Source organism: Phycicoccus avicenniae (genome assembly GCF_050496545.1).
Taxonomy (GTDB): Bacteria; Actinomycetota; Actinomycetes; order Actinomycetales; family Dermatophilaceae; genus Phycicoccus; species Phycicoccus avicenniae_A.
This window is the reverse complement of sequence record NZ_JBNVZV010000030.1, coordinates 25585-50547: the sequence shown is the minus strand read 5'-3', so window position 1 is coordinate 50547 and position 24963 is coordinate 25585. Positions and strand designations below refer to the sequence as shown.

The following is a 24963-nucleotide window of genomic DNA, read 5'->3' as shown; positions in this document are numbered from 1 at the left end:
CGGACCCGCACGTTGTGGTTCGTGAGGCCCCCCGGGGGGGGGGGGGGGGGGGGCCCCCCCCCCCCCCCCCCCCCACGGCCTCAGGAGGTCGGGGCCGCCGCGATGACGTCGCGGACGAGGTCGTCGGTGCGCAGGGCCGGCCCGTCGACCTCGGGTGAGAACCCCAGGCGCACGACGACCAGCCGCTGCGAGGGCACGACGTAGACCCGCTGGCCGTCGTGCCCGCTCATCCAGTACGCGTCGGCGGGCAGCTCCGGGGAGACGAGGGACCCGTCGGCCTGGCGGTTGACCCACCACCCCGCGGCGTACCCCTTCTCCTCGCTGTGCGCGACCGGCTGCGCGGTGGTCGAGGACGCCATCCAGCCCTCGGGGAGCAGCCGCTGGCCGCCCCACACGCCGTCCTGGAGGGCGAACTGCCCCAACGCGGCCCAGTCCCGCGGTGTCGCCCAGAGGTAGGAGCTGCACACCGGGTTGCCCGAGGCGTCCGGCTCCCACACCGCCGAGGAGAGGCCGAGCGGCGCGAACAGCTCGGTGCGCGGGAAGTCGGCGTCCGGGACGTCGGCCAGCGAGCTGAGCCAGGAGCAGACGATGTTCGTCGAGCCGCTGGAGTACTGCTGGTAGGTGCCGGGCTGGTGCGCGAGCGGCTGGCTCGCGGCGTACCGGGCCATGTCGGGCTCGGCGTACAGCATCTGGGTGATGGGCGTGCCGAGCGAGTACGTCTCGTCCCAGCGCAGCCCGCTCGTCATCCGCATCAGCTGGTCGACCGTGACGGCCTTGCGCTCGTCGGTCCACTCCGGGCGCAGGCCGTCCTCCGTGATGTCGAGCTTGCGCTCGAGCACGTAGCGCCCGACGAGGAGGTTGGTCGCCGACTTGGCCATCGACCACCCGAGCTGCGGTGTGTCGACGTCGAACCCGCCGGCGTACCGCTCGGCGACGAGCTTCCCGTCGCGGATGACGACGACGCCGCGCGTGCCGAGGTCCTTCTTGCCCTCCACCGTGAGGTCGTCGCCGAAGGCGCGCGCCATCGCGGCGTCGAGCGCCTTGCCGGCCTGCGGCGTGGGGACCTCGGCGAAGGGGTTGCCCTCCGTGCTGACCTTCGTGGCCCGCCCCTGGTCCTCGGGTCGGTCGGCGGACACGGTGCACCCGTATCCCGGCGAGTACCAGGCCTTCTGCTTCGCGAGCAGCCACGCGACGGCCGAGGTGGACGAGTTGCCCGCCTCGTTGACGTACCCCGTGAGGTACGGCACGAGCGGGTTCGGCGGCAGGTCGGTGTCGGGGTCGTCGCGGCCGGCCACCAGGCTCACCGCGCACGCGTTGTGGGCCGCGTACCCGGTGCCGGTGGCCAGCAGCGGCCGGTAGTGCCGGTAGCCGAGGACGGCCCCCACGACGAGGACGACGAGCAGGAGGGCCAGGACCCGGCGCAGCACACGCATGGCGGCGACGGTACCGCCCGACGGGCCCGGCGTCAGGTACCTCGTCAGGCGGCGGTCAGCGGCTCCAGCCGGTCGCGGAGGCGCTCGAGCAGCCCGGCGAGCAGGCGCGACACCTGCATCTGGCTGACCCCGATCGCCTCGCCGATCTCGCTCTGGGTGCGTTCCTCGACGAAGCGCAGCCGGAGGATCACCCGCTCGCGCGGGGAGAGCCGGTCCATCTCGGCCCGCACGGCGGCGCGCAGCAGCACGCGGTCGACGGCGTCGGAGGGGTCGGGGATGCGCTCGCCCGGGGTGCCGCCACCGGGGGAGGGTGCGTCGAGGGACGTGGGGGTGAAGGCCGAGGCGGTGGCCCGGGCCTCGGCGACCTCCCGGGGCTCGCGGTCCAGGGACGCGGCGAGCTCGTCGAGGCTGGCGTCGCGGCCGAGGCGCTGGCGCAGGGCGTCCTCGGTGGTGACCACCTCGGCGCGCAGCTCCTGCAGCCCGCGCGGCGGACGCACCATCCAGCCGGCGTCGCGGAAGTGGCGCTTGAGCTCACCGCGCACGGTCGGGACGGCGAAGGCCTCGAACCCGCGCCCGGCGCCCGGTTCGTAGCGCAGCAGGGCGGCGACGAGGGCGGTCCGGGCGACCTGGACGAGGTCCTCGGTGTCGATGCCGCGGCCGGCGTACCGCATCGCCTGGGCGTCGGCGAGGGGGAGCGTCATCGCCACGAGGTCGGCGAGCAGGCGGGCCCGCTCCTCGGGCAGCGACGCCCGGACGAACGTGGCGAGCAGGGGCTCGAGGTCGCTCGCGGCCCAGCGCTCGTGGCGCCGTGCAGACGAGGGGCTTGTGCGAGAAGGGTTGTGGTGCTGGGCCATTCGAGACCTCCGGTCCGGAAGAGACCGGCGGCACGCTGCTCGACCACCGTGCCCCCGTGTCGACCGGGGGCGATCTGTCGACCGTACCCCGCAGGCGGACCCCGAAGGGCCCTCCGTGCACGAAGGTTCGACAGGGGCGGACGAGCGCCTCAGTCCTCCGAGACCGCGATGACGAGCTTGCCGCGCACGTGCCCGTCCTTGCTGCGCGCGAACGCCTCGCCCACCGCGTCGAGCCCGAAGGACCCCGCCACGTCGACGGTCAGGCCACCGCGCGCGGCGAGGTCGGCGAGCCACTGGAGCTCCTCGCCGTCGGGACGCACCCAGACCCAGGTGCCACCGTGCTCGGTCACCGACGGGTCGGCGATGGACGCGTGCCGGCCACCGTCGCGGAGCACGGCCAGGGTGTCCTCGAGGACCCCGCCGACGAGGTCGGCGACCGCGTCGACACCCTCGGGCGCCAGGGCGCGGACGCGCTCGGGCAGGCCGTCGCCGTAGGCCACCGGCTCGGCCCCGAGCTCGCGCAGCCGGTCGTGGTTGGCCTCGGAGGCGGTGCCGATGACGCGCGCGCCCAGCTCGCGGGCGACCTGCACGGCGAGGAGCCCGACGCCGCCGGCCGCGGCGTGGACGAGCACGGTGTCGCCGGCGCCCACCTCGAGCCGGCGCAGGACGCGCAGCGCGGTGAGGCCGGCGAGCGGCAGGGCGCCCGCGGTGTCCCAGTCGACCCCGGCCGGCTTGCGGGCGATCGCCCGCACCGGCACGGTCACGAGCTCGGCGAAGGTGCCGCCGTGCACCCAGTCCTTGCGGGCGTAGGCGAGCACCTCGTCGCCCGGCGAGACCTCCGGGGTGTCGGGGCCGACCGCGCGGACAACGCCGGCGACGTCCCAGCCGGGCACGACGGGGAAGGTGGCCTCCATCATCGGGTCGAGGCCTCCGCCCATGAGCTTCCAGTCGACGGGGTTCACCGAGGCCCGGCGGACCTCGACGAGCGCCTCGCCAGGGCCGACCTTGGGGTCGGGGAGGTCGTCGCGGACCTCGAGGACGTCGAGGTCTCCGTACCGGTCGTAGGTCGTCGCACGCATGGGGAGGACAGCGCTCGCCGACGGCCCGTGCATTCCCACGGCCCGGGCGCGACCGGCGGACCTGCACGAATCGATGTTTGCCGCGGCCGGGCGAGGGGTAGATTCCGGAGCGCCCCCGAGGTCAGGGGGACGTCGACGGACGAGGAGGTCCGGGGGATGACGACCGTTCACGCCGGGGAGCAGACCGTCCACGAGCCGGGCGATCCGGCCCTCGCCGCCGACCTCGCGCTGCTGCGCGAGGTGCTGGCCGACCATCCGTTCCCGACCCGTCAGGACGACCTCATCGCCGCCTGCCTCGTGCGCCACCAGCCGGCCCGGCTGTGCCGCCGGCTCGCGGGGCTGGACCGCACCCACGACTACGCCTCGCTCGACGAGGTGTGCGCCGAGGTCGTGGCGACGGCCCTCCCGGTCACCCCGGTCTGACCGGCCCGTCGGGGGGCCTGCGGCCGGGCCACGCGGCCCAGTAGCGTTGGGGTGAGCGTGCGGCCCCGGGCCGGCGCCGCACCCCGAGAGGAGCCGACCCCATGGCCGGTGGGCTGGTCGCCCTGCTCGACGACGTCGCCGTGCTCGCCAAGCTCGCCGCGGCCTCCCTCGACGACGTCGGGGCCGCCGCGGGGCGGGCCAGCGTCAAGGCCGCCGGGGTGGTCGTCGACGACACCGCGGTCACCCCGCGCTACGTCACCGGGTTCACCCCGGACCGCGAGCTGCCGATCATCCGGCGGATCGCCGTCGGCTCCCTGCGCAACAAGGTGCTCGTCATCCTCCCGGTGGCGCTGCTGCTCAGCCAGTTCCTGCCGTGGCTGCTGACGCCGATCCTCATGCTCGGCGGCACCTACCTGTGCTTCGAGGGGGCCGAGAAGATCTGGGAGAAGCTCGCGCACCACGAGGAGCACGAGCAGCCCGCGGCCGCCGAGGGCGAGGACCAGGAGAAGACGATGGTGGCCGGCGCCATCCGCACCGACTTCATCCTCTCCGCCGAGATCATGGTCATCGCGCTCAACGAGGTCGACACCGAGCGCTTCGTGTCGCGCGCGATCATCCTGCTCGTCGTCGCCGTCCTCATCACGGCGCTCGTCTACGGCGTCGTCGCGCTCATCGTCAAGATGGACGACATCGGCCTGAGGCTCGCCGAGTCGGGCCGCGGTGGCGCCGTCGAGAAGCTGGGGCGCGGGCTCGTGGCCGGGATGCCGACGCTGCTCGCCGTGCTCTCGACCGTCGGCATCGTCGCGATGCTGTGGGTCGGCGGGCACATCCTGCTCGTCGGCGCCGACGAGCTCGGGTGGCACGGGCCGTACGGCATCGTCCACCACCTCGAGCTGGCCGTCCACGACGCCACGGGCGCGCTCGGCGGGGTGCTCGGCTGGCTGGTCAACACGCTGGGGTCGGCGGTCGCGGGCGGCATCGTCGGCGCGGTCGTCGTCGCCGTCGTCACCGCTGTGCAGAAGGCGCGGGCCGGCCGCTCGGCCCGCACCGCCTGACGCCGCGAGCGCGCCGGCTCAGGCCCGGGTCGCGGTGAGCAGCAGGTACTCCCAGCACATCCGGCCGTTCCCCTCGTCGGCGTCCCGGGCCAGGTCGTCCAGGGCCGCGTCGAGCGCCGCGCGCTGCTCGGGGTCGCCGGCGACCGACCGGTGCACCGCCGCCGTCGGTCCGTAGCACTCGACGAAGAACCGGCGGAACTCCTCGGGCGTGGCGAAGGTGTCGACGACGAGGTCGTGCCGTCCGGCACGCACGTCGCCCACCCCGTCGCCGAGCAGCGCGCGGACGTGGTCCTCGGACCCCCAGAGCGGCGGCGGCTGCGCGCCGGGCGGGGGCGGCGGCGCCCACGGGCGCAGGGCCGCGAGCAGCCGCCCGACGAAGCCATCGGGTGTCCATGCGAGGACGCCGATGCACCCGCCGGGCCGGCAGACGCGCAGCAGCTCGGCGGCGGCGGCCTCGTGCACCGGCGCGAACATCACGCCGACGCAGGACATCACGACGTCGAAGGTGGCGTCGGGGTAGGGCAGCTCCTCGGCGTCGGCGACGTCCCACAGCAGGTCCAGGCCGGCCGCCGCGGCGCGCGCCCGGCCGGCCTCCAGCAGCTCGGGCGTGAGGTCGGAGGCGGTGACGTCGGCCCCGGCGCGCGCCGCGGGGAGCGAGGCGTTACCCGACCCGGCCGCGACGTCGAGGACGCGGTCACCGGGGCCGACGCCGCACGCCTCGACGAGGACCGGTCCGAGGGCGGGGATGACGCGGTCGGCGACCTCGGGGTAGTCGCCGAGCGCCCAGACGGCGCGCTGTCGCGCCTTGACCTCGGGAGGTGCGGGGGTGGCGTGCGTGGTCATCGGATGCTCCTGTCGTCGTCGTGGGCCTCCAGCGTCGCGGCGGGGGTCGGCGCGCCTCCAGTGCCGGATGTGGAGCGCACGCGGTCCACGATCTGTACTGGCGTGGGAGCCCGGGCGGCGCTTCACTGGACGCGGGACGCGGTCGGCGGCGACCGCCCGGGAGGTGAGGTCATGGGCGCCACGTACGGCCAGTTCTGCCCGGTCGCGAAGGCGATGGAGGTCCTCGACGAGCGGTGGACGCTGCTCATCGTCCGCGAGCTGCTCATGGGCAGCCGGCACTTCAACGACCTGCGCCGCGGCGTGCCGAAGATGTCGCCGACCCTGCTCTCCAAGCGGCTGCGCCGGCTCGAGCGGGCCGGCGTGGTGCGGCGCACCGGCAGTGGGGGCCGCACGGCCTACGACCTCACGCCGAGCGGCGAGGAGCTGCGGCCGGTCGTCGAGGCCCTCGGCGCGTGGGGCGTGCGCTGGGTCGCCGACCTCGGTGAGGAGGACCTCGACCCGCACCTGCTGATGTGGGACGTCAAGCGGACCCTGCCCCTGGACCGCTGGCCGCGCGGGCGCACCGTCGTCGAGTTCACCTACACCGACGTCGAGCCGGGTGCCAGGCGCTGGTGGGTGGTCGTCACCGGGACCGACGTCGACGTGTGCGACGTCGACCCCGGGTTCGACGTCACCGCCCGGCTCACGACGACGCTGCGGACGATGACCGAGATCTGGCGGGGCGACCGCGCCTGGGCCGATGCGGTGCGCTCCTCGCTGCTGGCGGTCGAGGCGCCGCGGGAGGTCGCCCGGGCCGTGCCCGACTGGGTCGGGATCTCCACGCTCGGCGGCGTGCCACGCCCGCAGGGCCTGCCGCAGCCCGTCTAGCACGGGGTCCTCGCGAGCTGCTCCGTCACCCGGGGCCGCACCGGGCCCTCGGGCATGACAGGGTTCCGGGATGGCGGCGACGGTGACGGAGACGGGCGAGACCGAGACCAGGCTGAAGCGGGGGATCACCCCGATGCTCCTGTTCTTCTTCATCGTCGGGGACACGCTCGGGGCGGGCATCTACACGTTGGTCGGGAGCATGGCCACCGACGTGGGCGGTGCCATCTGGCTGCCGCTGACCCTCGCGCTGGTGCTCGCGGTCCTCACGGCCGGCACCTACGCCGAGCTGATCACCAAGTACCCGCACGCCGGCGGGGCCGCCCGCTTCGCCGAGCGCGCCTTCGGCAAGCCCTACGTCACCTTCCTCATCGGCTTCCTCATGCTCTCCTCGGGCATCACGACGTCGGCGGCGCTGGCCAACGCCTTCGCGGGCGACTACCTCCAGGAGCTCGTCGACGTGCCCGCGGTCCCCGTGACGCTGGCCTTCGTCGCGCTGCTCGTCGCGGTGAACCTGCGCGGGGTGCGCGAGTCGCTGGCGGCCAACGTCGGGGCGACGGTCGTCGAGATGACCGGGCTCGTGGTCATCATCGTCGTGGCGGCCCTCGTCGTCGGGCGGGGCGAGAGCGACGCCGGGCAGCTGACGACCTTCGCCGACGGCATCACCCCCCTCAACGGCGCCTTCGCCGCGACGGTCACCGCGTTCTTCTCCTTCCTCGGCTTCGAGGCCGCCGCGAACATGGCCGAGGAGGTGAAGAACCCCAGCCGCGCCTACCCGCGGGCGCTGTTCGGCGCGCTGCTGACCGCCGGGGTCATCTACATGCTCATCGCGATCGGTGCCGTCCTCGTCGTGCCGCTGGACCAGCTGGCGAGCTCCGAGGGCCCGCTGCTCGAGGTGATCAACGCCTCCGGGGTGTCCTTCCCGTCGTGGTTGTTCGCCTCCATCGCCCTGGTTGCCATCGGCAACGGCGCCCTGCTCTTCATGGTGATGGCCAGCCGCGCGACCTACGGGCTGGCCGAGGCCGGGCTGCTGCCGCGGGTGTTCGGCACCGTGGCGCCGAAGCGGCGCACGCCGTGGGTGGCCATCCTCGTCATCGGCGCCACGACGATGGCGATGAGCTTCGTCGGTGACGTCGGCACGCTCGCCGACACGACCGTGCTGCTCCTCGTGCTCGTCTTCATCTCGGCGAACGTCTCGGTGCTCGTCCTCAAGAAGGACCGCGTCGAGCACGAGCACTTCCGGGTGCCGCGGGTGGTCTCGGTGCTGGCGCTCGTCGCGAGCGTCGCGCTGCTCACCCAGCAGACGCTGCAGACCTGGCTCATCAGCGGCGCGTACGTCGCCGTGGGCTCGGTGCTCTTCCTCGTCGCCCGGGCGGCGCGCTCGCGCGAGGACGCGTAGCTCAGTCGGCGGGCGCCGCGGCGCGCAGCCGCTCGAGGAGGTCGGGTGCGACCTCGTCGAGGAAGGCCTGCTGGTGCCCGCCCCCGACCTGCACGAGCGCGACGTCGGTGAACCCGGCCTCCCAGAACGGGCGGACCGCCTCGACGATGCCGTCGAGGTCCGGCCCGCACGGGATGGACTCGGCCACGTCCTCGGGCCGCACGAACTGGCTCGCGCCGCTGAACCCGGCCGGCGTCGGGAGGTCGGCGTTGACCTTCCACCCGCCGGCGAACCACCGGAACTGCTCGTGCGCGCGCTGGACCGCGGCCTCCTCCGAGGGGTCCCAGCAGATCGGGATCTGCCCGATGGCCCGGGCGCCCGAGCCGATGGTCGACCCGGCCAGCTCGTTCCAGTCCTCGACGAGGTCGGCCCGCGGCTCGACGGCGACGAGGTGGTCGGCGACCGGCCCGAACCGCTCGATGCCCTCCCGGCCGCTCACGGCCACGCCGATGTCGACGCCCTGCTCGGGCAGGTCCCAGATGCGCGCCGAGTCGACGTCGAAGTGCTCGCCGCGGTAGGTGACCAGCTCGCCGGTGTGCAGGGCGCGGATGACCTCGATGGCCTCGGCCAGCATGTCCTGGCGCTGGGCGACCGGCGGCCAGCCCTGCCCGATGACGTGCTCGTTGAGGTTCTCGCCGGAGCCGAGGCCGAGGGTGAAGCGGCCGTCGGCGAGGATCTGCAGGGTCGCGGCCTTCTGCGCGACGACGGCCGGGTGGTAGCGCAGCGTCGGGCAGGTGACGTAGGTGGCGAGCTCGACGCGCGAGGTGGCCTGGGCGACCGCGCCGAGCACGGTCCACGCGTACGGCGCGTGCCCCTGCTCGGTCAGCCACGGCGAGTAGTGGTCGCTGGAGACGAGCAGGTCGAAGCCCGCGTCCTCGGCGCGCACGGCGGCGTCGACGAGCTCCTTGGGGCCGTTCTGCTCGGTCATCAGGGTGAAGCCGAAACGCGTCACGCCGCCGTCCTCCTCGGGTCGGGCCGGTCCCGTCGACCGGCGCTCACGCGCCTCCTACCCACCGGACGCGCGCCCTGCACGTGAGCGCGCCGTCGAGGGCGGGACTGGCTACGGTCGGGTGATGAGCTACCCCCCGGTCCTGTACGACGGCGAGCACGGTGAGGTCTCCGCGTGGGTCACCCCGGGCGACCGCGAGCCGGACCTGGTCTACCCCAACGGGAACCGCGTCCGGTACGTCGCCCGCGGCGAGGCCACCGGCGGTCTGTTCGGCCTCTACCGCTGGTCCTTCGCCGGCCCGCCGAGCGGGCCCGGGCCGCACTTCCACCGGACCATCAGCGAGTCCTTCTACGTGCTCGAGGGCACGGTCCGCATCTACGACGGCCGGGAGTGGGTGCCGGCCCGCTCGGGGGACTTCGTCCACGTCCCGCCGGGCGGGCTGCACGGCTTCCGCAACGAGGACGGGCCGGCCGAGATGCTCCTGCACTTCGCGCCGGGCGCACCGCGCGAGCCCTACTTCGAGGGGCTGGCCGCGGGCACCGACGGCTGGACGCGCGAGCAGTACGACGCGTTCATGGCCGAGCACGACAACCACTGGGTCGACGAGGGCTGAGTCAGTCCTGCCGCAGCCGTCGCCCGACGAGGGCGGCCCCGACGAGCAGCAGCACCCCCACGCCTCCGGCGATGACGATGGTGCGCGCGTCCTGCCCGGCCGAGGCCCCGACCGCGACGTACGCCACCGTGCCGGGCAGCACGCCGACCGCCGTCCCGAGCAGGTAGTCGCGGCCCGCCACGGGGCTCACCCCGGCGCCGTAGTTGACGACCGTGAAGGGCACGAGCGGGGTGAGTCGCGCGATGACGACGGCGAGCAGACCCTGTTCGCGCAGGACCCGGCGCACCCGCTCGACCCGGCGCCCGGTCAGCGCCGCGACCCGCTCGCTGCCGAGCCGCCGGGCGAGCAGGAAGGTGACCCAGGCGCTCAGCACCGCCGCGACCCAGGACAGCGCGACCCCCGGCGCCAGCCCGAAGAGCGCGCCGGCGATGCCGGCGAGGAGGTTCTTGGGCACCGGCACCAGGGTGACGAGGACGTGGAGCAGCACGTAGACCAGCGGCCCCCACGGTCCACTGGCGGCCACGACCTCGCGCACGGCGTGCAGGTCGCCGCCGAGGAGGAGGACGGCCAGCCCGGTCCCGAGCGCCAGCGCGACGACGGCCGCGAGGAGCCGCACGCGCAGGGGGCCGGAGGTGCTCATCGCGCTCCAGCCTAGGCAGCGGGTCGCTGCTGCCGGCGCCGCACCTCAGGCCGGCAGCGGCGGGGTGCGCCCGGTCCGGCGCGAGCGCACGGCGACGAGCACGGCGAGGACGACGACGACGGTGACCACCGAGAAGCCGAGGGTCGGCTCGAGCGGGATGAGGATGCCCAGCGTGCCGCCGACCACCCAGAACGCCTGGAGGATGGTCTCGGACCAGGAGAAGACCCGGGCGCGCACGAGGTCGGCGACGTCCCGCTGCACGAGGGCGTCGAGGCAGAGCTTGGCCAGCTGGCCGAAGACGCCCGTCGCGAGGCCGAGCAGCGCCAGCGACCAGAGCGAGTAGAAGATCGCGGTGACCAGCGCGGCCGCGACGGCGATCGCCGTGATGGCCGTCGCCATCACCTCCGGCGCCGGCGTCTGCTTGCGGTTGCCGACCAGCGAGCCGAGCGCGTTGCCGACCCCGGCGGTCCCCGCGACCACGGCGAGCACGAGCGGCCCGGAGTACCCGGCCAGCGGGTGCTCGCGCATCAGGAAGGTGAGGAAGAGGGTGAGGAAGCCGGAGAGGAGCCGGGCGCCGGTCGTCAGCCACAGGACGTAGCGCACCGTGACGGGCAGCGCCCGCAGCCGCCGCATCCCGCGCTCGGGGTCGTCGAGCGGCTCCTCGCCGACGGGGGTGCCGTCGACGTCGAGCTCGCCGACCGAGGAGTCGATGCGCGCCGGCAGCCGGATGGCCTGCACCGTCGCGACGACGAAGATGACGAAGGCGACGCGCAGCGACCAGTCGGGGCCGATGCGGGAGGCGGCCCCGGCGAGCCCGCCGCCGATGACCATCCCGACGATGCCGGCGATGTTGAGGCGCGAGTTGGCGCTCACGAGACCGATGCCCGACGGGAGCAGCCGGGGCACGGCCGCCGCCCGGGCCACCGCGTAGGAGCGCGAGGCGACGAGACAGCCGAGGGCCGCGGGGAAGAGCCACGGGCTGTCCTCGACCACCGCCGACGCCAGCACCCACGCGAGGAAGGCGCGGGTGGCCAGCGTCGTGCCGAGCGCCCAGCGCCGGCCGTGCCGGAACCGGTCGAGCAGCGGGCCGATGAGCGGCGCGAGGAGGAGGAAGGGGGCCATCGTCAGCAGGAGGAAGAGCGCCACCCGGCCACGGGCCTCGTCGGTGGGCATCGCGAAGACGGTGCCGGCGAGCGAGACCGTGACGGCGGCGTCCCCGGCGACCTGGACGGCGTGCAGCTCGGTGAGCCGGGCCAGCCCGGTGTCGTCGGCGCCGTCGGCCGAGGCGAAGCGCCGGAAGCGCAGGCCGGCGGCGCGTCCCCCGCGCCCGACGGCACGGGCCGACCTCGCACCGCCGCGCCCGACCGCCCGGGCCGAGGCCGCACCCCCACGACCCACCGACCGCGCCGAGTCCGCGAACCGTCGGGGCCGTTGGGGCCGCGGCTCCTGCTCGGGCGGGGTGGTGGGAGGAACGGACACGCCTCCGATCCTGCCTCGTGCCGGCCACCCTGTGGGGGACCGGCCCACCGCCCGTGTCCGCCCCGGGCCACGGAACATGCCGGGGCGGGCGGGCGTTCTGGCGTCCATGACGACCCCCGAGACCGGAATGGCGGAGCGCTACCAGCGGGCCCGCGGGCTCTTCGAGCACGGGGAGTACCAGGCCGCGGCCCACGAGCTGAGCGCGCTCGTCGACGACTCCACGCTCGAGCCGCCGCTGCACGGCACCACCGAGCTGCGGCTGCTGCTCGCGCGCGCCTACTTCCACTCCGCCCAGCTGAACCGGGCCGAGCGGGTGACCCGCGCGATCCTCGCCGACGACCCCGACGAGGCCTACGCCAACCTCCTCCTCGGCCGCACCCTCCAGCGCCAGGGCCGGGCCGCCGAGGCGCGGCCGCACCTCGCGATGGCCGAGCTGCTCGGCGGCTACGCGGGCGAGGGCCGGCTGCCGGCCCGCGAGGCCGACGGCGGCGCGGACGGCGCGGACGGCCCGACGGCGTGACCGACTACGGGCACGAGGTCGAGCTCGGCATCTTCCCGACGCCCGATGCGGCCACGCCCGACCGCGTGCTCGAGCTCGCCGGGCTCGCCGACGTGCTGGGGCTCGACCTCGTCACGGTCCAGGACCACCCGTACCAGGCGCGCCACCTCGACGCCTGGACGCTGCTGTCGGTCATCGCGGCCCGCACCACCTCGGTGCGGGTCGCGCCGAACGTCGCCAACCTGCCGCTGCGCCCGCCCGCGGTCCTCGCGCAGTCGGTCGCCTCGCTCGACCTGCTGAGCGGCGGACGGGTCGAGCTCGGGCTCGGCGCCGGGGCCTTCTGGGACCCCATCGTCGCCGCGGGCGGTCCGCGGCTGACGCCGGGCGAGTCCGTGGACGCGCTCGAGGAGGCGATCGCGGTGCTGCGCGCCTCGTGGTCGGGGGAGGGCGCGGTGCGGGTCGAGGGCCGGCACCACCGGGTCGTCGGGCTGCACGCGGGTCCCGTTCCGGCGCACCGGGTCGGCATCTGGCTGGGTGCCTACAAGCCGCGGATGCTGCGCCTCACCGGCCGGCTCGCCGACGGTTGGCTGCCGAGCATGGGCTACGCCGACCCCGACGCCCTCGGGGAGATGAACGCGGTCATCGACGAGGCGGCGACGGGGGCCGGGCGCGCCCCGGAGGACGTCCGGCGGCTCTACAACGTCTTCCCAGGTCGCTCCGGGGGCAGCGGCCTCGTCGGACGACCTGCCGACTGGGCCGAGCAGCTGGCGTCGCTGACGCTCGAGCACGGGATGTCGACCTTCGTCCTCGGCACCGACGACCCCGGAGTGGTGCAGGCGTGGGCGCACGAGGTCGGGCCGGCGCTGCGCGAGCTGGTCGCCGCCGAGCGCGAGCGGAGGGCATCCGGCGGGGCGGTGGCGGCGGAGCATCCCGTCGAGGCCGTGGAGACCGTTGCGGCGCACCCGGACCCGCCCCGAGCGCGCACCGTCGTGGTGCCGACGCCGGACGACGGGACGCGGCTCACCGGCGCCCTGCCCTGGGACGAGGCCTCGCGGCCGCGCTACCCCGTGGGTCCCGGCGCCGAGGAGCAGGCGGGCTACAGCGACGCCCAGCTCGCCGGACCGCGCCACCTCGTCGACGTCCACGACCACCTGCGCTCGGAGCTGGCGCAGGTGCGCGACGTCGTCGACCAGGTGGCCCGCGGGATGCTGGCCGTCGGCGACGCCCGCTCGGCGGTGAACGCGATGACGATGCGCCAGAACCAGTGGACGCTCGGCGCCTACTGCGAGTCGTACTGCCGCATCGTCACCGGGCACCACACGCTCGAGGACCAGGCGGTCTTCCCGCACCTGCGCTGGACCGACCCCGATGCCGCGCCCGTCATCGCCCGGCTCGAGGAGGAGCACGAGGTCATCCACGACGTGCTCGACGACGTCGACCGCGCGCTCGTCGCGCTGGTGTCCGAGGAGCCCGGGGCGCTGGAGCGGCTGCGGCACGTCGTCGACCTGCTCACCGACGCCCTCCTGTCGCACCTGGCCTATGAGGAGCGCGAGCTGCTGCACCCCCTCGCCCGCCACGGCTTCCACTGACCCACGTCACCCCGACTCATTGCGCATCCGCCACCTCGGAGAGCCCGGAACGGGGCTTCTCGGGTGGGAGATGCGCAATAAGTCGACTAGCAGGGGTGGGACTCGAGGGCGAGGAGGTGCTCCTTGGCGCCCGGGCCGCCCGCGTAGCCGCCGACCCCGCCGGAGGCCGGCAGCACCCGGTGGCAGGGGATCGTGACGCACAGCGGGTTGCCGCCGAGGGCCGTCCCGACCGCGCGGGCCGCACCGGGGTGCCCGACGGCACGGGCCAGCACGGCGTAGGTCGTGCGCTCGCCGTAGCCGACCGAGCCCGCGAGGCCGGTGAGCACCTCGCGCTGGAAGTCCGAGGCGAGCACCAGGTCGGTCTCGACCTCGACCCGCCGCGCCCGCCCGGCGAGGTACTCCTCGAGGGCCCGGCGCACCGCATCGGTCGGGGCGGGATGGCGCAGCACCCGCGGGCTGACGGTCCCGGCGATGCGGGCCAGCCAGCGGTCCTCGACCTCGGTGTCGGGCGCGTACGCGGTGGTCAGCACCCGGCCGTCGTCGCGGACGGCGAGGAGCATCCGACCGACGGCGGTGTCGTCGACGACGTACGAGACGTCGGTCGGCGCGAGCGTGGGCGGCCCGGCCAGCGGCGGGGCGAAGGAGCGGAAGGGGTCGGTCGTGGCGGTCATCGGAGGTCCTCGGGGTCGGTGAGGTCGAGTCGGAGGGTGGCCATCGCGTCGCTCACGAGGCGGCGGCTCATCCCGGGTGTCGTGCCGAGCGCGGCGGCGACCGACCGGTGGTCCAGGTCGCCGACGAAGCGGAGGACGACGGCGTCGCGCTGGCGCTCGGGCAGGGCCGCCACCCGCGCCCACAGGTCGCCGTCCGGAGCGTCCGTTGGCACGACGACCGGTGCCTCGGCCAGCGAGGCCGGGTCGTCGTGCGGGCTGGTCCGCCGGGCGGCGCGGTGGTGGTCCATCGCGCAGCGGTGGGTGATCGTGAGGAGCCACGAGCGCAGGTTGCGCGCGTGGGTGAGCCGCGGGTAGGCCGCGAGGGCCTGGGTCCACGCCTGCTGGGCCACGTCGTCGCCGTGCACCGGGCCGACGAGGCCGTGCGCGAGGCGGGCGACGTCGCGCCAGTGCGCGTCGACGAGGTGCTGGAAGGGAGGGAGGCTCACGATGGTCCAACGGTAGGGCGGCCGGATGCGTGAGCGCGCGCCCGCGGAGGTGTCGGCCGAACGGCCGGAGCGCCTCGGCCGACCCGGCGTGTCGGTGCCGGGGGCCGCGCCGACGAGGGTGCGGGGTGCGGCAGGATGGTCTGCTGTGAGCGCCGCCCAGAGGCCGTCCTCCCGCCCACTCGTCGTGGCCCACCGAGGAGCCAGCGACGAGGAGCCCGAGCACACGCTGCGGGCCTACCGGAAGGCCTTCGTGCACGGCGCCGACGGCGTCGAGTGCGACGTGCGGCTGACCGCCGACCACCACCTCGTCTGCGTCCACGACCGCCGGGTCGACCGCACCTCGAACGGCGCCGGCGTCGTCTCGAGCCTCGAGCTCGCGCGGCTCGAGGAGCTCGACTGGGCGTCGTGGAAGAGCGGCCCCGGCGAGTCCGAGCGCCCCGAGGCCGACCCCGAGCGCGGCCACCTGCTCACCCTGCGCCGGCTGCTCGACACCCTCGTCGAGACCGGCCAGGAGGTCGTCACCCTCATCGAGACCAAGCACCCGACCCGGCACGGCGACGACGTCGAGAAGACCCTCGTGCAGCTGCTGCGCCACTTCGAGCTCGACCGCGGCGACCACCCGGGCCGGCCGCACGTGCGGGTGATGTCGTTCTCCGCCAGGGCCCTCCAGCGCGTGCACAAGCTGTCGCCGGCGGTGCCGCTGGTCCACCTCGTCGAGGGCATCGTGCCGGCGATGGCCATCGACGGGACCCTGCCCAAGGGCATCGGGGCGGTGGGGCTCGACGTCCGGCTCGTGCGCCGCAAGCCGAAGGTCGTCGGGCGCTTCCGCAAGCATGGCAACCTCGTCTACGTGTGGACCGTCGACGACGAGGCGGACATGGACCTGTGCCGCGACCTCGGGGTCGACGTCCTCATCACCAACCGCCCCGGGGTGGCCGTCGACCGGATGGGGGTCTCGGGGTAGTTTGACCCCGTGACCTCGGAGGACGCCCCCACCCCGGAGCCCGACGACGAGCTCGACGACGACCTCGACGTCGGTGAGAGCTCCGGCCCGGGTGCCGACAGCATCATCTGCACCGTGCGCGTGCCGTCCGACGCCTCGTCGGTCGCACGGGTCCGGCACGAGATCGTCACCGACCTCTCCGCGCGCGACCTGCCCGAGGACCTCGTGGGCGAGGCCGAGATCGTCGCCTCCGAGCTGCTGACCAACGCGGTCCGCCACGCGCGACCGCTCTCCGACGGCACGATCCGGGTGCGCTGGAAGATCCGCGGCGACGTGGTCGAGATCGAGGTGACCGACGGCGGCGGGGCCACCGTCCCCAAGCCGGCGCCGCGCACCGTGTGGCTGTCCTCCGGCCGCGGGCTGCGCATCGTCCGCTCGATGGCCCATGAGTGGGGCGTCACCGAGGACCGCACGGGCAACGTCGTGTGGGCCACCCTCGGCGGGCCGAGCCGCCGCCGCGCCACCTGACCCCCGTCCCCTAGGGTGGCGCGCATGGGCAAGGCATCGCGACGTCAGCGCGGCACCGACCGCACCCCGAGGGCCGCGCGGCCGAAGCCCGCGCCCTTCGAGCCGAGGCCGTTCGCCGGTCTCCCGCACGAGACCGACTGGGTCGCGATGCGCGAGATCCTGCCCGCCGCGACTGCGGTCGTCACGGTCCGCCCCGAGCACGTCCCCGACGGCGCGCCCTCCGAGGTCACCGTGGCCACCGTCCTCCCGCTCGCCTGGCCGGCGCTGCACCGCACCGACGGCACCGTCCTCATCGGCACCCAGTCCGGCAACTCCAGCGGTGACGCCTCCCGCGACCTCGCCGCCCAGCTGCTGGCCGGCCTCGCGGCCGAGCAGGGCGTCCCCGTCGCCACCACCCCGCAGGTCACCGCCGACAGCCCGCGCCTCCAGGACGTCCTCACCGAGGACTCCGGGTTCGAGGTCACCGTCCACGAGGGCTTCGACTTCTGGGTCGAGGGCCAGGAGCTCGAGGGCGACGCCCAGGCCTCGCTCGAGCGCGCCAACGAGAGCGTCGTCCCGACCGTCGCGATGGCGGCGCTGCCGTCGGCGTACTGGGTGCGCATCGGCGAGCGGGCCCACGTCCGGCTCGTCCTGCCCGAGGACGAGGACGTCGCCACCGACGCCCTGGCCCGCCTGCACGCCGCCGGCGAGGACGGGCTCGGCGAGGACACCCGGCTGCTCGGCGCCTTCCGCACCTGCGGGCTGCTCGTGCCGGTCTGGGACCTCGACCCCACGCTCGAGGCCGCCGACCACGAGGACGCCCTCGCGGCCTGGGGCGAGCGCTACCGGGCGGCCCTCGCCGTCGACACCCCTCTGACCGCCGACGAGCGGCGGGCCCGGGCCGGGCTGCTCAGCCGCCAGGTGACGCTCCGCTGATGAGCGCGCTCGCCGCGCGCGTGGCCGCCGTCGTCCCCTGCAAGGACGAGGCGGATCGCATCGCGGCGACCGTGGCCGCGCTGGCCGCGCTCCCGGCGGTCGGCCGGGTCGTCGTCGTGGACGACGGGAGCACCGACGCCACCGCGGCCGTCGCGCGCGCCGCCGGGGCCGACGTCGTGCGGCACGGGCGGAACCGGGGCAAGGCCGCCGCGCTCGAGACCGGTGTGCGCCGGGTCCGCGAGCTCGAGCGGGCCGACGCCGCGTCCGACCCGGGCGCTGCCTGGCCGGCCGCGCTGCTCTTCGTCGACGGTGATCTCCAGGAGACCGCGGCCAACGTCGGCGTGCTCGCCGACGCCGTGCTCGACGGCTCGGCCGCGATGACCATCGCCACCCTCCCCGCGCAGATCACGGCCGGCGGAGGGCGCGGGCTGGTCGTCGGGCTTGCCCGACGCGGCATCGAGTCGCTCACGGGTTTCCGTGCGGTGCAACCTCTCTCGGGGATGCGATGCCTCTCGCCGGCCGCCTTCGAGGCCGCGTCCCCGCTCGCCCGCGGCTGGGGTGTCGAGACCGCCCTGACCGTCGACGTCCTGCGCGCCGGCCTCACCGTGCGCGAGGTCCCCTGCGAGCTCCAGCACCGCGTCAGCGGCTCGGACTGGCGCGGCCAGGTGCACCGCGCCGGCCAGTACCGCGACGTCTGGCTCGCCCTCGTGCGGCGCGGGTGGCGGCCGTGGCAGCGCGGCTGAGCCGCTCCCGGACGGACGGCTCCGGGGGTGCGGAGGGGGAGTCCCGACCCGAGGCCGTGCGGTGGGTCCTGGTCGCCGCCTCCCTCGCCCTGCTGCTCCTCGTCGGCCTGAGCCGGCCCAACGCCGCGCAGCCCGACCTGGCGCCGCGGGGCTGGGCGCCGGGGGTGCTGCTGCCGCTCGGCCTCTCGCCCGCGGCCGTCACGGCGGTGCTGTGGGCGGCCTACGTCCTCGGGGCGGTGGCCGTGCTGCTCGGGCTGCGGGGGGCGTCGGCGCGTCCCGAGGGCCCGCGCGGGTGGCGGGCCTGGCGGGTGCCCGGGGTGCTCGGCGTCCTCGCCCTCCTCACCGCGCCGTTCGGCTCGGCCGACCACGTCAGCTACGTCGCCTACGGCCGGATCCTCGTCTCCGGGGGGAACCCCTGGCTCGAGGCCCCCGCCGCCTGGGCCGGGGGTACCGACCCGGTGACCAGCCGCGTCGAGGCGCCGTGGACCGAGGAGCCCAGCGTCTACGGGCCCTTCGCCACCCTCCTGCACGGCCTCGCCGCGTGGGTCGGCGGCCCCTCGCTGCGCCAGGAGGTGTGGGTCTGGCAGGTGGTCGTCGTGCTGGCCTGGCTCGGCGGGCGGGCGGCGCTGCGGGCCGCCCTGCCGCCCGCGCAGCACCGCCGCATCGACGTCCTGTGGACCCTCAACCCGCTCGTCCTCGGCCTCGGGGTGCTCGGGGCGCACGTCGACGTCGTCGCGGCCGCGCTGGTGGTCGCCGCGGTGGCCCTGACCGCCCACCGTGCCGGCTCGCTCGGAGCCTTCGGTACCGGCGCGCTCGTGGCCGCCGCCGCATCGACCAAGGTCACCTACGGCGTCGCCCTCGTCGCGGTGCTCGGCGCCTGGTGGTTGGTGCGGGGCGACGGCCCGCTCGGCCGGCGCCGTGCGCTCCAGCGGTGCGGCGCAGCCCTGCTCGGCTTCGTAATCGTCGCGGGCGCCCTGCACCTGTGGGCCGGTACGCACGTCTTCGACCAGCTGCTGCGCTCGCGCCAGGCGGTCTCGCTGGCCACCCCGTGGCGACCGCTCCTCGAGGTGCTGAGGCCCGACCTCGGGGAGCAGGTGGCCCGCACGGTGGTCACCGTCTCGGCCGCCGTCCTCGCCGTGGCGCTCGCGGCGGTGTTGCTGCGGGTGACCCGCCCCGACCCGTCGGCGGCCGGCGGGCGACCGCGCTGGGCCGCGACCGCGCTGTGGCTGGTCGCGTGCCTGTCGCTGGCCTACTCGCTCGCGGCGCCCTACTCCCTCCCCTGGTACGACCTGCTCGTCTGGGTCGCCCTCCCGGCGGTGGCGGCGGGGGCCGTCGACCTGCTCGCCCTGGCCCGGCTCACCGTGATGTCGCTGGCCTACGTCCCCGGCCGGGTGCTGGGGATGACCCCGGAGGTCGAGTCGGTGACGCTCGGCCTGCGCCGCTCGGTCGCGCCCTGGCTCGAGCTCGCGCTGTGCCTCGCCGTGCTCGCGCTCGGGGTCACCGGCGCCGGCGGGCGCGGCGGGTCGGAGCGACCGTCCGAGCCTCCTCCAGCAGGAACCCCACCGACACCGACACGATGAGCGGCACGGCGAGGGTGGCGCCGACGGCGGGGATCGCCACGCCGGAGTCGTTGACCGCGAACCCGATCGCGAGCATCAGGACGAGCCCGATGAGCCCCGGCCGCAGGGTGGGCGCGCCGTCGTAGGAGCGCTGCATCGCCCGCGAGCCCCACGACGTCGGCCGCGCCAGGACGAACGCGACGACGACGAGGGCCACCGGGACGAGCAGCGAGAGCGGTGCGTTGAGCTGCAGCAGCTCCCAGTTCTGCTGCGCCTTGCGGACCACGATGTCGTCGGCGGTGCCGTCGATCATCGCCTGGACGAAGTTGCCGAGGTGGCTGCGGTCGGCCGGGGCGCGCAGCCAGTCCGCCCCGGCGACGAGGAAGAAGACGCCGACGACCGCGGCGGCCACCAGCAGCCAGCGGCGCCAGGTCATCCGGATGCCGAGCACGGCCAGCACCAGGAAGGCGAAGGCGGGCAGGAGCCCGGGCGGGCCGCCGGCATCGGCTCCCCAGAACGGCGCGCCGTCGACGACGAGGGCGGCCACGCCGATGACGCCCACCGCGACCGCCGCGGCCTGTCGCCGACCCGCGAGCACGAGCGCGGAGGACGCGGCGACCGCGAGCAGCAGTGCAGCGGTGGCGAACAGCGCGAACGTCGGGTTGCCCATCCCGTAGAAGCGGCCTCCGACGACCGGCTGCAGTCCCATGAGCGAGGAGATCTGGAGCCGGGAGCCGGTGATGACGTCGACGGCGAGCACCACGACCGTCACGGCCGAGACGACGGCCATCGGCCCGAGCGGCCAACGGCGCCACGGACCCTTGAGGGCGACCCCGGCGATGACCGCGACGAAGGCGGCGACGGTGACGACGACGGCGAGCATCTCGACGGGGAAGCGCCACCACGGCACCAGGTTCGCGAGGAAGGTCGACACGGGGACGGAGGCCGCCGCGACGGAGAGCGCCCGCACGCGCGAGAGCACCGTGGTGCGCGACTCCTCCGAGCCGATCCGCCCCTTCCAGACGAGGAGGACGAGCAGGTAGACGGCGACCTGGCCGTACGCGAAGACCTGGAAGAAGGGCTCGACCAGCCCGTGCACGTCGTGGCTCGCCTCGTCCAGGTCGCGCAGGGACTGGAGACGGTCCCGCGCCCGCCGCTCGGAGTTGTCCGGCGCCGGCTCGGTGGTCAGGGGCGAGCCACCGACCGCCGCGGGCACCGGGAGCCCGACGCCGTCGAGGACGGTCGCCGTGAGGTCGGCCGACTGCACCAGCCCCGCCTGCCGGGTCGAGTCGGAGTACAGGGTCCCGGGACCGAAGTGCGGGCCGCGGGCGAGGACCATCCGGAGGCGCTCGGAGCGGCCGGCGTCGGACAGGCTGGCCACGACGAAGTCCGCACCGTTCGGGCCGGCCTCGACGACCTGGCCGATGCGCTGGTCGACGGCCCGCACCTGCTCCTCGCGCGAGCGAGCGACGTCCTCGCTCCCGGCGACGTCGTCACGGTCCCGCACCACGCCGACGTCGACCAGGGTCACCGGGCACGTGTTGAGGTCGACGAGGAGGTCCTCCGACGCCAGGTCCGACCACTGGCCGACCCGCCCGTCCGGCAGGGCCGCCCCCGCGGCGGCGTACGGGCCGAGCGACCGGACGCACATGCCCTCGTCGTCGACCTCCTGGGCCAGCAGCCCGAGCCGGGTGTCGAACTTCTGCGCCTGGGTCGCGGCGACGTAGGAGTCCCACTGCGTGACGCGGTCGTCGCGGACGGTGGGGGCCGGCGGGCAGGCCCGGTCCGCGGGGTCGGGCTCGGACCCGGTGCGCGGCGGCGCGGCGCGTCCGCCGGCGGACAGCCCGAGCCAGCCGTCGACGGGGCAGGTGTTGGCGTACACCGAGCGGATGCCCAGGGCGGCCGAGGAGCCGTCGCGGAGCATCTGCCACAGGTTGGGCGTGCGCTCCTCGTCGACGTCGGACCAGCTCAGGCCACCGGTGCCGATGACCACGACCGCCCCGGTGGGCTCGGCCGCGGCGTCGGCCGGGGGCCCGGGGACCAGGAGGAGCAGGCCGCCGATCGAGGCGAGGACCGCGAGCACGGCGGCCAGGGCTCTGCGGGTCACGCCGGACAGGGTACGCAACGTGGTGACAATGGTCCTGTGAGCGCCCCCTCCCCGACCCCCGTCCCGGTGCCCCGGCACCGGTGGCTGCTGGCCGCGCTCGTCATCGCGCTCGCCGCCTCGCCGCTCGCCCTGCGCTACCTCATCTTCTGGCCGCTGGACCAGTGGCAGGTCGACGTCGACGTCTACCGCGACGCCGGCGTCTCGCTGCTCACCGGCCGGCCCGTCTACTCCGCGATGACCGAGGCGCCGCAGCTGCTGCCGTTCACGTACCCGCCGTTCGCGGCCTTCCTCGCGGTGCCGTTGGCGTTCCTGCCGTTCGGGGTGGTCGGCTGGCTGTGGACCGGGCTCCAGGTCGTCGCGACGACGGCCATCACCTGGTACGCCGCGCGCCGGCTGCTGTGGCGGGCCGGGCCGTGGATGCCGCTGGCCCTGGCGGCCCTCACCGCGCCGATGCTGTGGCTGCACCCGGTCGGTGACGGCGTGCGGTTCGGGCAGGTCAACGCCTTCATCGTGCTCGCGTGCGTGATGGACCTCGTCGAGCCCCGGCCGCGCCTCGCGCGCTGGCTGCCGCGGGGTGCGCTCATCGGGCTGGCGATGGCGGTGAAGCTGACGCCGGGCGTCTTCGTCGTGCACTTCCTCGTCACGCGGCGGTACAAGGAGGCGGCGACGGCGGTGGCGGCCGCCGCGGTGGCCACGCTGCTCGCCGCGGCCGTGCTGCCGCAGACGTCCTGGCTCTACTGGACCTCGGCCCTGCGGGACCCCACACGGCTCGGGCCCAACGCCGGGACCGCGAACCAGTCGGTGCGTGGCTTCCTCCTGCGCCTCGGGCCCGAGGGGCTGCCCGGGACGCTGCTCTGGCTCGTCGTGGTGGCGGGCATCGCGTGGTTCGGCTTCCGGCTGGCGGCGCAGCAGTACCGCGCCGGGGACCCGGTCGGCGAGCTGGCGGTGGTCGGCATCGTCGCCTGCCTCGTCTCGCCGGTGTCGTGGGTGCACCACTACCACTGGGTGGTCGTCGTGATCCTGGCCCTGCTCGGCACGCAGCCGTGGCGGGACCGGCGGCGGCTGTGGGCCGCGGTCGGGGTGACGGTGTTCTTCACGCTGCGCCTCCCGTGGTGGGGCATCGACTGGCTGGCGCACCGGGACTGGCCGGAGTGGCCGGCGCGCATCCTCCAGAACGCGGACGTGGCCGGGGGGCTGGCCTGCCTCGTGCTGCTCTGGTGGGTCTCCCGGGAGGCCGGTGCACCCACGGCCGAGGGGGAGCCGGCCGTCGAGGCGACCCTGGTGCCCCGTGGCTGATGCCGAGGCCCTGCGCCCCGAGGTGCTCCTGCCGCCGACGGTGCCCGGTACCGAGGTGGCGTTGCACACCCGCAGCGGGGTGGAGGTGGTCGTGGTGGCCGAGCGGGTGGGCCTGCCCTACCGGGTGCGGCCGATGGCCCTCAGCCTCACCCTGCTGGTCGCCGGGATCGGCCTGCTCGCGGCGCTCACGTGGGACGACCCGGCCGGCGAGGAGCCGTCCGGGCCGGTCATGCTGCTGGTGCAGCTGGCGGCGCTCGTCGCCGCGTGGCTGGCGCACCGCCTCGTCTCGCCGGTCCAGCGGTGGGCCGTGCGCCGGGCGAGCGAGCGCTGGAAGGTGGGCGTGGTGGCTCCCGACCCGGGCCGTGCGCCGCGCGGGCAGTGGGTGCTGCACAGCGAGCGGCTGCCGGCGGGCGCCGACCCCCGCGCCCGGCTCGACGCGCTCGTCGAGGAGGTCCGTTCCGGCGGGTTCGACGTGCACCGCCGGGTGCTCGGCATCCGGGCCTCGCTGCGCTGAGGGTCGGGCCCCCCTAGCCTGAGGGCCATGTTCGGGCTGAACGGCTGGGAGCTGCTGCTCGTGGGTGTGCCGCTGCTCGCCGTGGCGTGGGTCCTCCTCGCCCTGGCGCGCATCGTGCGCGGTCACGGGGCGCTGCGCCGTCGGGTCGCCGCCCTCGAGGCGCACCGTCCCGCCGGGCCCGCCGACCTCGCCGCGCTGCGGGCCGAGATGGCCCAGTCGCTGCGTCACGTGGCCGTCGTCCGGTACGACGCCTTCGGCGACATGGGTGGGCGGCTGAGCTTCAGCGCCGCCCTCGTCGACGACGACGGGGACGGCCTCGTCCTCAGCTCGATCCACGCGCGCGGCGAGTCGCGCACCTACGCCAAGGGGGTCGTCGGCGGCTCGTCGGACGCGACCCTCACCCCCGAGGAGCAGCAGGCCCTCGCGGCCGCCCGCACCGGCAAGGAGCAGCCATGACCACGCGCCTGGGCTACCTCGGACCCGAGGGGACCTTCACATCGATGGCCCTCGACCGGTGGCCGGCGTCCGCCGGTGCCGAGCGGGTGGCCTTCGGGTCCGTCGACGCCGCGCTGGCCGCACTGCGGGCCGGCGAGGTCGACGGCGCCATGGTGCCGATCGAGAACTCCGTCGAGGGCGGCGTGTCGGCGACACTGGACGCGCTGGCCAGCGGCGACCCGCTGCTCGTCACCGGCGAGGTGATGGTGCCGGTCACGTTCGTGCTCGCCGCCCCGGCCGGGACGACGCTGGACGAGGTCCGGGCGGTGGGGACGCACTCGCACGCGTGGGCCCAGGTGCGCGGCTGGATGGGCGACCGGCTGCCCGGGGCGGCGTACGTGCCGACCCTCTCGACGGCGGCCGCGGCCGAGACGCTGGGCGGGGGGCACGAGGCACGGACGGCCGCGGGTGGTCCGGCGCCCTTCGACGCCGCGGTCTGCGCCCCGGCGGCGGCCACGCTGCACGGGCTCGAGGTGCTCGCCGAGGGCATCGGCGACATGCAGGCGGCGGTGACGCGCTTCGTCCTCGTGGCGCGGCCGGGGTCGCTGCCGGAGCCGACCGGAGCGGACAAGACGACGGTCGTGCTCTTCCAGCGCGACGACCACGCGGGCGGCCTGCTCGAGCTGCTCGACCAGTTCGCGGCCCGGGGCATCAACATGACGCGGCTGGAGTCGCGTCCGACCAAGGCCTCGATGGGGTCGTACTGCTTCTCGGTCGACGTCGAGGGGCACGTGCGCGACGAGCGGCTCGGGGAGGCCCTGATGGGGCTGAAGCGGATCTGCGCCGAGGTGCGCTTCCTGGGGTCCTACCCGCGGGCCGACCGGCAGCCGGCGAGCATCGGGCCGCGCGCGACCGACGCCGACTTCGCGGCCGCGCGGGACTGGATCGTCGGGCTGCGCTCCGGGCGGGCCTGAGACCCGGGGGCGGGAGCGGCAAGCCCTCCCGGACC

The 24963-nt window shown here is 75.4% G+C and carries 26 protein-coding genes; 16 read left to right on the top strand and 10 right to left on the bottom strand.

From position 1 onward, the window contains the following. Window positions 1–80 precede the first annotated feature (80 nt). The 3 genes from ACQZ2A_RS19045 to ACQZ2A_RS19035 form a co-directional block, all read right to left on the bottom strand. Window positions 81–1433 carry a serine hydrolase domain-containing protein gene (locus tag ACQZ2A_RS19045; protein ID WP_430214189.1) on the bottom strand — a complete coding sequence of 451 codons (1353 nt, stop codon included), beginning with the start codon at window positions 1431–1433 and terminating at the stop codon, window positions 81–83. Between the two features lie 44 nt (window positions 1434–1477). Continuing rightward, window positions 1478–2287 (bottom strand): sigma-70 family RNA polymerase sigma factor, encoded by an 810-nt coding sequence (locus tag ACQZ2A_RS19040; protein WP_430214187.1) that lies wholly within the window; start codon window positions 2285–2287, stop codon window positions 1478–1480. Window positions 2288–2436: 149 nt separating this feature from the next. Next, window positions 2437–3366, bottom strand: coding sequence for an NADP-dependent oxidoreductase (locus tag ACQZ2A_RS19035; RefSeq protein WP_430214186.1), 930 nt, complete (start codon window positions 3364–3366; stop codon window positions 2437–2439). A gap of 156 nt (window positions 3367–3522) precedes the next feature. On the opposite strand from ACQZ2A_RS19035, the gene ACQZ2A_RS19030 reads away from it, so the two are divergent. Both ACQZ2A_RS19030 and ACQZ2A_RS19025 read left to right on the top strand, forming a co-directional pair. Beyond that, window positions 3523–3789 carry a hypothetical protein gene (locus tag ACQZ2A_RS19030; protein WP_430214184.1) on the top strand — a complete coding sequence of 89 codons (267 nt, stop codon included), beginning with the start codon at window positions 3523–3525 and terminating at the stop codon, window positions 3787–3789. Window positions 3790–3890: 101 nt separating this feature from the next. Then, window positions 3891–4844 carry a DUF808 domain-containing protein gene (locus ACQZ2A_RS19025; RefSeq protein WP_430214182.1) on the top strand — a complete coding sequence of 318 codons (954 nt, stop codon included), beginning with the start codon at window positions 3891–3893 and terminating at the stop codon, window positions 4842–4844. An 18-nt stretch (window positions 4845–4862) separates the two neighbouring features. Here the strand turns inward: ACQZ2A_RS19025 and ACQZ2A_RS19020 are convergent, their stop codons facing one another. After that, on the bottom strand, window positions 4863–5687 hold the full coding sequence (locus ACQZ2A_RS19020; RefSeq protein WP_430214180.1) for a class I SAM-dependent methyltransferase: 825 nt from the start codon (window positions 5685–5687) through the stop codon (window positions 4863–4865). A 171-nt stretch (window positions 5688–5858) separates the two neighbouring features. Here ACQZ2A_RS19020 and ACQZ2A_RS19015 point away from each other — a divergent pair, with 171 nt between their 5' ends. Further along, window positions 5859–6554, top strand: coding sequence for a winged helix-turn-helix transcriptional regulator (locus ACQZ2A_RS19015; protein WP_430214178.1), 696 nt, complete (start codon window positions 5859–5861; stop codon window positions 6552–6554). Between the two features lie 70 nt (window positions 6555–6624). Then, window positions 6625–7950, top strand: coding sequence for an APC family permease (locus ACQZ2A_RS19010; protein ID WP_430214176.1), 1326 nt, complete (start codon window positions 6625–6627; stop codon window positions 7948–7950). 1 nt (window position 7951) lies between these two features. On the opposite strand, the gene ACQZ2A_RS19005 is transcribed toward ACQZ2A_RS19010, so the two are convergent. Beyond that, complete coding sequence (locus tag ACQZ2A_RS19005; RefSeq protein WP_430214174.1) at window positions 7952–8941, bottom strand: LLM class F420-dependent oxidoreductase; 990 nt, start codon at window positions 8939–8941, stop codon at window positions 7952–7954. 121 nt (window positions 8942–9062) lie between these two features. Here ACQZ2A_RS19005 and ACQZ2A_RS19000 point away from each other — a divergent pair, with 121 nt between their 5' ends. Further along, complete coding sequence (locus ACQZ2A_RS19000; protein WP_430214172.1) at window positions 9063–9551, top strand: cupin domain-containing protein; 489 nt, start codon at window positions 9063–9065, stop codon at window positions 9549–9551. Window position 9552: 1 nt separating this feature from the next. Here ACQZ2A_RS19000 and ACQZ2A_RS18995 read toward each other — a convergent pair whose 3' ends face one another. Beyond that, window positions 9553–10191, bottom strand: coding sequence for a TVP38/TMEM64 family protein (locus ACQZ2A_RS18995; RefSeq protein ID WP_430214171.1), 639 nt, complete (start codon window positions 10189–10191; stop codon window positions 9553–9555). A 45-nt stretch (window positions 10192–10236) separates the two neighbouring features. After that, complete coding sequence (locus ACQZ2A_RS18990) at window positions 10237–11670, bottom strand: MFS transporter (RefSeq protein ID WP_430214169.1); 1434 nt, start codon at window positions 11668–11670, stop codon at window positions 10237–10239. A gap of 106 nt (window positions 11671–11776) precedes the next feature. Between ACQZ2A_RS18990 and ACQZ2A_RS18985 the strand changes: the two genes are divergently transcribed. Next, entirely contained in the window at window positions 11777–12190 is a 414-nt protein-coding gene (locus ACQZ2A_RS18985; protein ID WP_430214168.1) for a tetratricopeptide repeat protein, read from the top strand. Further along, a complete protein-coding gene (locus ACQZ2A_RS18980) occupies window positions 12187–13758 on the top strand; it encodes an LLM class flavin-dependent oxidoreductase (protein ID WP_430214166.1) in 1572 nt (523 codons plus the stop codon). The genes ACQZ2A_RS18985 and ACQZ2A_RS18980 overlap by 4 nt, the downstream gene beginning before the upstream one ends. 86 nt (window positions 13759–13844) lie before the next feature. Here ACQZ2A_RS18980 and ACQZ2A_RS18975 read toward each other — a convergent pair whose 3' ends face one another. Beyond that, complete coding sequence (locus ACQZ2A_RS18975; RefSeq protein ID WP_430214164.1) at window positions 13845–14429, bottom strand: methylated-DNA--[protein]-cysteine S-methyltransferase; 585 nt, start codon at window positions 14427–14429, stop codon at window positions 13845–13847. Then, a complete protein-coding gene (locus ACQZ2A_RS18970) occupies window positions 14426–14914 on the bottom strand; it encodes an RNA polymerase sigma factor (RefSeq protein ID WP_430214162.1) in 489 nt (162 codons plus the stop codon). Before ACQZ2A_RS18970 ends, ACQZ2A_RS18975 begins: the two co-directional genes overlap by 4 nt. A 145-nt stretch (window positions 14915–15059) precedes the next feature. Between ACQZ2A_RS18970 and ACQZ2A_RS18965 the strand changes: the two genes are divergently transcribed. Genes ACQZ2A_RS18965 through ACQZ2A_RS18945 form a run of 5 tightly spaced genes read left to right on the top strand, consistent with a single transcriptional unit; the run spans window position 15060 to window position 19623 of the window. After that, entirely contained in the window at window positions 15060–15878 is an 819-nt protein-coding gene (locus ACQZ2A_RS18965; protein WP_430214160.1) for a glycerophosphodiester phosphodiesterase family protein, read from the top strand. A gap of 9 nt (window positions 15879–15887) precedes the next feature. Continuing rightward, complete coding sequence (locus ACQZ2A_RS18960; RefSeq protein WP_430214158.1) at window positions 15888–16385, top strand: ATP-binding protein; 498 nt, start codon at window positions 15888–15890, stop codon at window positions 16383–16385. A 24-nt stretch (window positions 16386–16409) separates the two neighbouring features. Then, the gene (locus ACQZ2A_RS18955) at window positions 16410–17300 is read left to right on the top strand and encodes a DUF5926 family protein (protein WP_430214156.1); all 891 of its coding nucleotides are present in this window, start codon (window positions 16410–16412) and stop codon (window positions 17298–17300) included. Further along, the gene (locus ACQZ2A_RS18950; RefSeq protein WP_430214154.1) at window positions 17300–18043 is read left to right on the top strand and encodes a glycosyltransferase; all 744 of its coding nucleotides are present in this window, start codon (window positions 17300–17302) and stop codon (window positions 18041–18043) included. Before ACQZ2A_RS18955 ends, ACQZ2A_RS18950 begins: the two co-directional genes overlap by 1 nt. After that, the gene (locus tag ACQZ2A_RS18945; RefSeq protein WP_430214152.1) at window positions 18028–19623 is read left to right on the top strand and encodes a hypothetical protein; all 1596 of its coding nucleotides are present in this window, start codon (window positions 18028–18030) and stop codon (window positions 19621–19623) included. Before ACQZ2A_RS18950 ends, ACQZ2A_RS18945 begins: the two co-directional genes overlap by 16 nt. Here ACQZ2A_RS18945 and ACQZ2A_RS18940 read toward each other — a convergent pair. Continuing rightward, window positions 19541–21709: a hypothetical protein gene (locus tag ACQZ2A_RS18940; protein WP_430214150.1), complete on the bottom strand. Its 2169-nt coding sequence runs from the start codon at window positions 21707–21709 to the stop codon at window positions 19541–19543. The genes ACQZ2A_RS18945 and ACQZ2A_RS18940 overlap by 83 nt on opposite strands. A gap of 36 nt (window positions 21710–21745) precedes the next feature. On the opposite strand from ACQZ2A_RS18940, the gene ACQZ2A_RS18935 reads away from it, so the two are divergent. The 4 genes from ACQZ2A_RS18935 to pheA are packed head-to-tail and all read left to right on the top strand — an operon-like array spanning window position 21746 to window position 24928. After that, the gene (locus ACQZ2A_RS18935) at window positions 21746–23005 is read left to right on the top strand and encodes a glycosyltransferase 87 family protein (protein ID WP_430214148.1); all 1260 of its coding nucleotides are present in this window, start codon (window positions 21746–21748) and stop codon (window positions 23003–23005) included. Next, the gene (locus ACQZ2A_RS18930; protein WP_430214146.1) at window positions 22998–23519 is read left to right on the top strand and encodes a hypothetical protein; all 522 of its coding nucleotides are present in this window, start codon (window positions 22998–23000) and stop codon (window positions 23517–23519) included. Before ACQZ2A_RS18935 ends, ACQZ2A_RS18930 begins: the two co-directional genes overlap by 8 nt. 27 nt (window positions 23520–23546) lie before the next feature. Beyond that, a complete protein-coding gene (locus ACQZ2A_RS18925) occupies window positions 23547–23975 on the top strand; it encodes a DUF4446 family protein (RefSeq protein WP_430214144.1) in 429 nt (142 codons plus the stop codon). Continuing rightward, entirely contained in the window at window positions 23972–24928 is a 957-nt protein-coding gene (pheA, locus tag ACQZ2A_RS18920) for a prephenate dehydratase (RefSeq protein ID WP_430214143.1), read from the top strand. Before ACQZ2A_RS18925 ends, pheA begins: the two co-directional genes overlap by 4 nt. Window positions 24929–24963: the final 35 nt, after the last annotated feature.